This window comes from Streptomyces sp. NPDC054887 (genome assembly GCF_053610585.1).
Map to the genome: position 1 here is coordinate 1 of NZ_JBSGYQ010000128.1, position 7,415 is coordinate 7,415.

At 70.9% G+C, this 7,415-nt stretch carries 6 protein-coding genes; 1 reads left to right on the top strand and 5 read right to left on the bottom strand.

Annotated features, from left to right (window positions below; translation table 11 throughout):
* Nucleotides 1-60: 60 nt before the first annotated feature.
* The 5 genes from ftsH to dacB all read right to left on the bottom strand — a co-directional run bounded on the left by ftsH (nt 61) and on the right by dacB (nt 6,692).
* On the bottom strand, nt 61-2,094 hold the full coding sequence (gene ftsH / locus ACWGH0_RS34365) for an ATP-dependent zinc metalloprotease FtsH (RefSeq protein WP_138895508.1): 2,034 nt from the start codon (nt 2,092-2,094) through the stop codon (nt 61-63).
* A gap of 169 nt (nt 2,095-2,263) precedes the next feature.
* Nucleotides 2,264-2,803, bottom strand: a complete 540-nt coding sequence (gene hpt, locus ACWGH0_RS34370; RefSeq protein WP_037647340.1) for a hypoxanthine phosphoribosyltransferase — start codon at nt 2,801-2,803, stop codon at nt 2,264-2,266.
* Between the two features lie 44 nt (nt 2,804-2,847).
* Nucleotides 2,848-3,885 carry a tRNA lysidine(34) synthetase TilS gene (tilS, locus tag ACWGH0_RS34375; protein ID WP_453408200.1) on the bottom strand — a complete coding sequence of 346 codons (1,038 nt, stop codon included), beginning with the start codon at nt 3,883-3,885 and terminating at the stop codon, nt 2,848-2,850.
* Between the two features lie 175 nt (nt 3,886-4,060).
* Nucleotides 4,061-5,191, bottom strand: coding sequence for a zinc-dependent metalloprotease (locus ACWGH0_RS34380; RefSeq protein WP_453408201.1), 1,131 nt, complete (start codon nt 5,189-5,191; stop codon nt 4,061-4,063).
* A gap of 76 nt (nt 5,192-5,267) precedes the next feature.
* Nucleotides 5,268-6,692 (bottom strand): D-alanyl-D-alanine carboxypeptidase/D-alanyl-D-alanine endopeptidase, encoded by a 1,425-nt coding sequence (gene dacB / locus ACWGH0_RS34385; RefSeq protein WP_453408202.1) that lies wholly within the window; start codon nt 6,690-6,692, stop codon nt 5,268-5,270.
* Nucleotides 6,693-6,870: 178 nt separating this feature from the next.
* Between dacB and ACWGH0_RS34390 the strand changes: the two genes are divergently transcribed.
* Nucleotides 6,871-7,365: an inorganic diphosphatase gene (locus ACWGH0_RS34390; protein WP_069930540.1), complete on the top strand. Its 495-nt coding sequence runs from the start codon at nt 6,871-6,873 to the stop codon at nt 7,363-7,365.
* Nucleotides 7,366-7,415: the final 50 nt, after the last annotated feature.

Below are 7,415 nucleotides of genomic sequence, written 5' to 3' on the forward strand. Positions count from 1 at the left end.
CCCCAGGCTAAACCTGGGGGACGCGGCGTTCATTCCAGGCCCCTGAGGAGCCGGAACCGGTCAGCTTTCGGGGCGCTCCTCCGGGACCGCCTCGGTGGCCGGGGTGTCCACAGGGCCTGCCGTCACCGCGGGAGTCGCACCGTTGGCAGTGGCGCCATTGGTGAGGGAGAGCTCCTTCGGGGAGAGCACCGGCGGCCGGGTGGACGGCATACGGCGGGAAGAACCGGTCCACGCGGGGCGGGCCGGACGCTTCACGATCGGGCTGAAGATCTCGGCGATCTCCTCCTTGTTCAGCGTCTCCTTCTCCAGGAGGGCCAGAACCAGGTTGTCGAGAACGTCGCGGTTCTCGACGAGGATCTCCCACGCCTCGTTGTGCGCGGTCTCGATGAGCTTCTTGACCTCTTCGTCCACCAGCGCGGCGACCTCTTCCGAGTAGTCGCGCTGGTGACCCATGTCACGGCCGAGGAACGGCTCGGAGCCGTCCTGGCCGAACTTGATCGCGCCGAGGCGCTCCGTCATGCCGTACTGCGTGACCATCGCGCGGGCCGTCGCGGTGGCCTTCTCGATGTCGTTCGAGGCGCCCGTGGTGGGGTCGTGGAACACCAGTTCCTCGGCCGCACGGCCGCCCATCATGTAGGCGAGCTGGTCCAGCATCTCGTTGCGCGTGGTCGAGTACTTGTCCTCGTCCGGGAGCACCATCGTGTAACCGAGGGCGCGCCCGCGGGACAGGATGGTGACCTTGTGCACCGGGTCGCTGTTCGGAGAAGCCGCCGCGACCAGGGCGTGTCCGCCCTCGTGGTACGCGGTGATCTTCTTCTCCTTCTCGCTCATGATCCGGGTCCGCTTCTGCGGTCCGGCCACGACGCGGTCGATCGCCTCGTCCAGGGAGTGGTTGTCCACCAGCTTCTTGTCCGTACGGGCGGTCAGCAGCGCGGCCTCGTTCAGCACGTTCGCCAGGTCGGCGCCGGTGAAGCCGGGGGTACGGCGGGCGACGGCCCGCAGGTCGACCTCCGGCGTGACCGGCTTGCCCTTGGCGTGCACCTTGAGGATCTCGAGTCGGCCCAGCAGGTCCGGACGGTCGACCGCGATCTGCCGGTCGAAGCGGCCCGGGCGCAGCAGCGCCGGGTCGAGGATGTCCGGCCGGTTGGTGGCGGCGATCAGGATGACGCCGCCCTTCACGTCGAAGCCGTCCATCTCGACGAGCAGCTGGTTCAGCGTCTGCTCGCGCTCGTCGTGACCGCCGCCCATGCCGGCGCCGCGGTGGCGGCCGACGGCGTCGATCTCGTCGACGAAGACGATCGCCGGAGCGTTCGCCTTGGCCTGCTCGAAGAGGTCGCGCACCCGGGAGGCGCCGACGCCGACGAACATCTCGACGAAGTCGGAACCCGAGATCGAGTAGAACGGGACACCCGCCTCACCGGCGACGGCGCGCGCGAGCAGCGTCTTGCCGGTGCCGGGCGGGCCGTACAGCAGCACACCCTTGGGGATCTTGGCGCCGACGGCCTGGAACTTCGCCGGCTCCTGGAGGAACTCCTTGATCTCGTGGAGCTCCTCGACCGCCTCGTCGGCGCCCGCCACATCGGCGAACGTCGTCTTGGGGGTGTCCTTGGTGATGAGCTTGGCCTTCGACTTCCCGAACTGCATGACCCGGGAGCCGCCACCCTGCATCTGATTCATCAGGAACAGGAAGACGACCACGATCAGGACGAAGGGGAGCAGGGAAAGCAGGATCCCGACGAACGGATTCTGCTTGGAGGGGGAGACCGTGTAGCCCTTGTCGATGTCCCCGCTGTCGAACTTCGACTGCAGCTTGTTGGCGAGCGCGACGCCCTGGTCGCCGATGTAGCTCGCCTGGATCTTGCTGCTGTCCTTGACCTTCTGGCCGTCCTTCAGCTCGACCTTGATGACCTGTTCGTCACCGGTCGTCAGCTTGGCCTGCTTGACCTGGTTCTTGTCGATCGCCTGGACGACCTCGGCAGTGTCCACCGTCTTGTAGCCGCCGGACGAGCCGACAACCTGCATCAACACGACCACGGCGAGGACGGCCAGCACGATCCACATGACCGGCCCACGGAAGTATCGCTTCACGTCCATCCATACGGGGCGGTAGTCGCCCCGTCCCTCCTGCCCGTAGGTAAATGCTGCTGTTTAAAAAGACTGTTCTTCGGACGGTACCCCAGCATTGTCACCCGCGACTGCCGGGGACGGCCGAGAACCTGCCTTCCCCTGCTCCAACGGCGGGGCGGGGGTGGAGGTTCCCGTCTCAGCCGCCGTAGACGTGCGGGGCCAGTGTGCCGACGAAAGGCAGGTTCCGGTACTTCTCGGCGTAGTCGAGGCCATAGCCCACGACGAACTCGTTCGGAATGTCGAAGCCGACCCACTTCACGTCGAGCTGGACCTTCGCCGCCTCGGGCTTGCGCAGCAGCGTGCAGACGTTCAGGGACGCCGGCTCACGCGATCCGAGGTTCGACAGCAGCCACGAGAGCGTCAGACCCGAGTCGATGATGTCCTCGACGATCAGGACGTGCTTGCCCTTGATGTCGGTGTCGAGGTCCTTGAGAATGCGGACCACGCCGGAGGACTGGGTGCCCGCGCCGTACGACGAGACGGCCATCCAGTCCATCGTGACGGGGGTGGAGAGCGCGCGTGCCAGGTCCGCCATCACCATGACGGCGCCCTTGAGGACGCCCACGATGAGCAGGTCCTTGCCCGCGTACTCCGCATCGATCTTCGCGGCCAGCTCGGCCAGCTTCGCGTCGATTTCTTCCTTGGTGATGAGCACCGACTTGAGGTCGGTGCCCATGTCCTTCTCGTCCACCGGGGTCACTTTCGTAGTGCTTCAGCGCATCAGCCCTGCCGGATGACCAGTCTGCCACCCTGCCGCTGCGCCTCGACCCGGCCGGGGAGGTTGATGACTCCCTGTCCGCGCCAGCCGGTGATCAGCCGGTCGACCTCTTCGACGTGCCGTGCGAAGAGCGATCCGGGGGGCGAGCCCGCGGAGATGGCCGCCCGGCGCAGAACACGGCGCCGTACCGCCGGGGGCAGGGCGTAGAGCTTCACGCACTCCAGCTGGCCGGAGGCGTCCCGTACGGACGCGTCCGCCTCGGCGGCCCAGTCGTCCAGGGCGTCGGCGTCGTCGCGGGAGAGCTGCGCGGTCCGGGCGAGGGCCTCGACGACTCCCTTGCCCAGCGCCTTCTCCAGGGCGGGCAGGCCGTCGTGGCGCAGTCGGGACCGGGTGTAGGCCGGGTCGGTGTTGTGCGGGTCGTCCCAGACGGGCAGCGACTGCACCATGCACGCCTTGCGGGCGGTCTGCCGGTTGATCTGGAGGAAGGGCCTGCGGTAGCGGCCCGCGCCGGTCACGGCGGCCATGCCGGACAGCGAGCGGATGCCGGAGCCGCGGGCGAGGCCGAGCAGGACCGTCTCCGCCTGGTCGTCGCGCGTGTGGCCGAGCAGGACGGCGGCGGCGCCGTGGCGCTCCGCGGCGGCGTCCAGGGCGGCGTAGCGGGCGTCGCGGGCGGCCGCTTCGGGGCCGCCTTCGCGGCCGACGGTCACGGCGACGGCCTCCACGGGGTCGAGGCGCAGTGCGGTGAGGCGGGCGACGACCTCGGCGGCCCGCAGGTCGGAGCCGGCCTGGAGGCCGTGGTCGACGGTGACGCCGCCGGCCCGGACGCCGAGCTTGGGCGCCTCGAAGGCGAGGGCGGAGGCGAGCGCCATGGAGTCGGCGCCGCCCGAGCAGGCGACCAGCACGAGCGGCGCGGGCGGCTCGTGCGGGGCCGCGCCCGGCGCGGTGCCCGCCATGGTGTGCGGGGTGATGTCGTTCAGTACGTCGTGGAGTACGCGGCGGACCGCCAGGCGTATCGCTGCGACCGCAGGATGGGGACCCATGTCCGGTGCCCTTCGGTGAAGTTGGGGGTGCCTCGGGAGGAGAAGCCAGTCACTCAGAGTGCGTCGATGGTGACAGAGACGGGCCATTCCCCGAGCATTGCACGCCTACCCAGCGCTCACGGTCCCTCGGATGGGTGATTGGTGGGGCGTACTCCTGCCGTCGGCCGCTCCGGGCCTACGGCTCTGCCCTACGGTGCACCCGCGCGACCCAGTCCTCCGGTTTGGCGATCTCCGTCTTGGTGGGGAGCGTGTTCGGGGAGGTCCAGACCCGGTTGAAGCCGTCCATTCCGACCTCCTGCACCACGGCCCGCACGAACCGCTCACCGTCACGGTACTGCCGGAGTTTGGCGTCCAGGCCGAGCAGCTTGCGCAAGGCCAGGTCCAGGCGCCCGGCGCCGCGGGCCCTGCGCTGCTGGAACTTCTCGCGGATCTCGGCGACGGAGGGCACCACGTCGGGTCCGACGCCGTCCATCACGAAGTCGGCGTGCCCTTCGAGCAGCGACATGACGGCGGTCAGACGGCCAAGGATCTCGCGCTGCGCGGGGGTCTGGACGATCTCGACGAGGCTGCGGCCGCCCTCCTCGCCCGCCTCGCCCTCGGGGCGGCCGCCGGCCAGCGACTGGGCCGCCTCGCGCAGGCGCTCCAGGACGGTCATCGGGTCGACCTCGGTCTCGGCGAGGAACGACTGGATCTCGCCCTCCAAGTGGTCGCGCAGCCAGGGCACGGCCGTGAACTGGGTGCGGTGCGTCTCCTCGTGCAGGCACACCCAGAGCCGGAAGTCGTGCGGGTTGGCATCGAGCTCCCGCTCGACGTGGACGATGTTCGGGGCGACGAGCAGGAGACGGCCGCCGCCGGCGCCGGAGGGGAGTTCGCGGGAGGGCGGGGCGAACGTCTCGTACTGCCCGAGGACGCGGGAGGCGAGGAACGACAGGAGCATGCCGACCTCGACGCCGGTGACCTTGCCGCCGACCGTGCCGAGCACGGCGCCGCCGGGGCCCGAGCCCCTGCGTTCCTGCATCTTGTCGAGGAGCGGGCGCAGGACCTCGCGGAATCCGGCGACGTTCGCCCTGATCCAGCCGGCCCGGTCGACGACGAGGACCGGGGTGTCCTGTGGCTCGTGCCCTTCGGGCATCATCCGCGTGAAGCCGCGGACGTGCTCCTCCGACGCCTTGGCGTGCCGGCGCAGCTCTGCGACGACGGCGCGCGCCTCCTCCCGGCTCACGTCCGGACCCGGCCTCACCAGTCGGGTCGCGGTCGCCACCGCGAGGTTCCAGTCGACCATCTCCGCACCACCGATGCTCGTCATGCGTCAACCGTACGTTGTCGACCCGGCCCGCGGTGAGGTCTTGTCCGCCACCCGTACCCCTGATCTTCCTCGGGGTTCAGCTGCGGCCCGGTCGTCCGCCGGACGGTTCGCAGCCGCAGTTGGCGATCGCGGAGGCCAGCCGGTCGAGGGCCGACTGGGCGGCGGCGGGGGCCTGGGCGCCCGCCGTGAGGAAGGCGAAGGAGAGCAGCCGGCCGTCCGCGTCGACGACGGTCCCGGCCAGGGTGTTCACCTCGCGCAGGGTGCCGGTCTTGGCGCGGACCATGCCCGTGCCGGGCGAGTTGTCGGCGTACCGGCTCTTCAGGGTGCCGCTGAAACCGGCCACCGGGAGGCCGGTCAGGACGGGACGCAGCTCGGGGTGGGCCGGGTCGGCGGCGCGGGCGAGGAGGCCGGACAGCAGGGCGGCGGACATGCGGTCGTCGCGGTCGAGGCCGCTGCCGTCCTCGAAGCGGGCGCCGGTCACCGGCAGGCCGAGCTTCTTCAGCCGGGCCGCGACCGCCCTGCCCGCGCCCTCGAAGTCCGCCGGTTCGCCGGAGGCGAGCGCCGTCTGGCGGGCGAGTGCCTCGGCGAGGTCGTTGTCGCTGTGGGTGAGGGTGCGCTCGACGAGGGCGGACAGCGGGGCGGAGAGGACCTTGGCGAGCGGTTCGGCCTGGGCGGGGCCCTTGCCGGGCGCGGGGTCGCCCTTGCCCCCGATCCCGCGTTCGCGCAGCATGCCGGCGAAGGCGCGGGCGGCGTCGCCCGCCGGGTCCGCGCTGCGGGGAGCGGGGCCACTGCGGGAGCCGTCGAGACGGCCCTCCTCGATCATCAGCGGGGTTACGGGGCTGATGTTCTCGTTGGGGCTGATGGGGTGATGCGCGGGACCCGAGTACAGCGTGTCGTCGTACCGCAGCTCCGCCTTGTCCACGCCGCGGTCCCGCAGCGCCCGCGCGGTGTCGTCGGCCAGGGTGGCGAGGGCGTCCCGGTCCAGCGTCGGGTCCCCGCCGCCGACGAGGACGATCGTCCCGCCGTCGGGGGACGCCGAGACGGTGGTCGGGATGCGGTGGTCGGGGCCGAGGGCGGCGAGTGCGGCGGCCGCGGTCGCGATCTTGATCGTGGAGGCCGGAACCATCCCGTCCGCGTCCCCCTTCCCGTACACCTGCCTGCCGGTGGCGGTGTCGATCACGGACGCGGTGCGCGCCGTACCGAGCGCGGGGTCGCGCAGCAGCGGGTCGAGGGTGTCGGCCAGGCCGCTCCCGGCGGGCGGCGGTACGGGTTCGCCGAGCGCGGCCAGCACGCCGGGCGCGCTCGGGGCGGGCGCGGGGGCGTCGGGCGCCCCGGGCTGGTGATGTGCGCCACCCGTGGGGTCCTGGGAGGCGGCCCAGGCACGCTCGGCCTTACGCTGACCGGAGTCCCAGGGCCCCGCCGCGGCCACCGCCCCGGCGGAGAAGGCGAGACCGGCGACAGCCGCGATCGCCGCGAGCTGCCACGTTTTGCGCTCCGGCACCTCGGACCAGCCCCTTTCGCGATCACACACCTGCGTGAGGGACACTTAACCACTGCGTGTTGCCGGGAGCATGACGCCCCGGCTCGTCCGGCCTACCGAACCGGCCGACGGTCCGGGGGTCTCCCCCGGAGGGACGCAGCGCCATCCGGAGTTTGTGCTGATCATGGAGGAACCACCCGTGGAGTTCGACGTCACCATCGAGATTCCGAAGGGTTCGCGGAACAAGTACGAGGTGGACCACGAGACCGGCCGGATCCGCCTGGACCGTCGACTCTTCACTTCCACGAGCTACCCGGCGGACTACGGCTTCGTCGAGAACACCCTCGGCGAGGACGGCGACCCGCTGGACGCGCTCGTACTGCTCGACGAGCCCACCTTCCCCGGCTGTGTCATCAAGTGCCGCGCGATCGGCATGTTCCGGATGACGGACGAGGCCGGCGGCGACGACAAGCTGCTGTGCGTCCCGGCGTCGGACCCGCGGGTGGAGCACCTGCGCGACATCCACCACGTGTCGGAGTTCGACCGCCTGGAGATCCAGCACTTCTTCGAGGTCTACAAGGACCTGGAGCCCGGCAAGTCCGTAGAGGGCGCCGACTGGGTCGGCCGCACCGAGGCCGAGGCCGAGGTCGAGGCCTCGTACAAGCGCCTCCAGGCGCAGGGCGGCAGCCACTGACGAGCCTCTGGGCTTGAGATGTCACGGCGGGCGGTGCACCCCAATGGGGG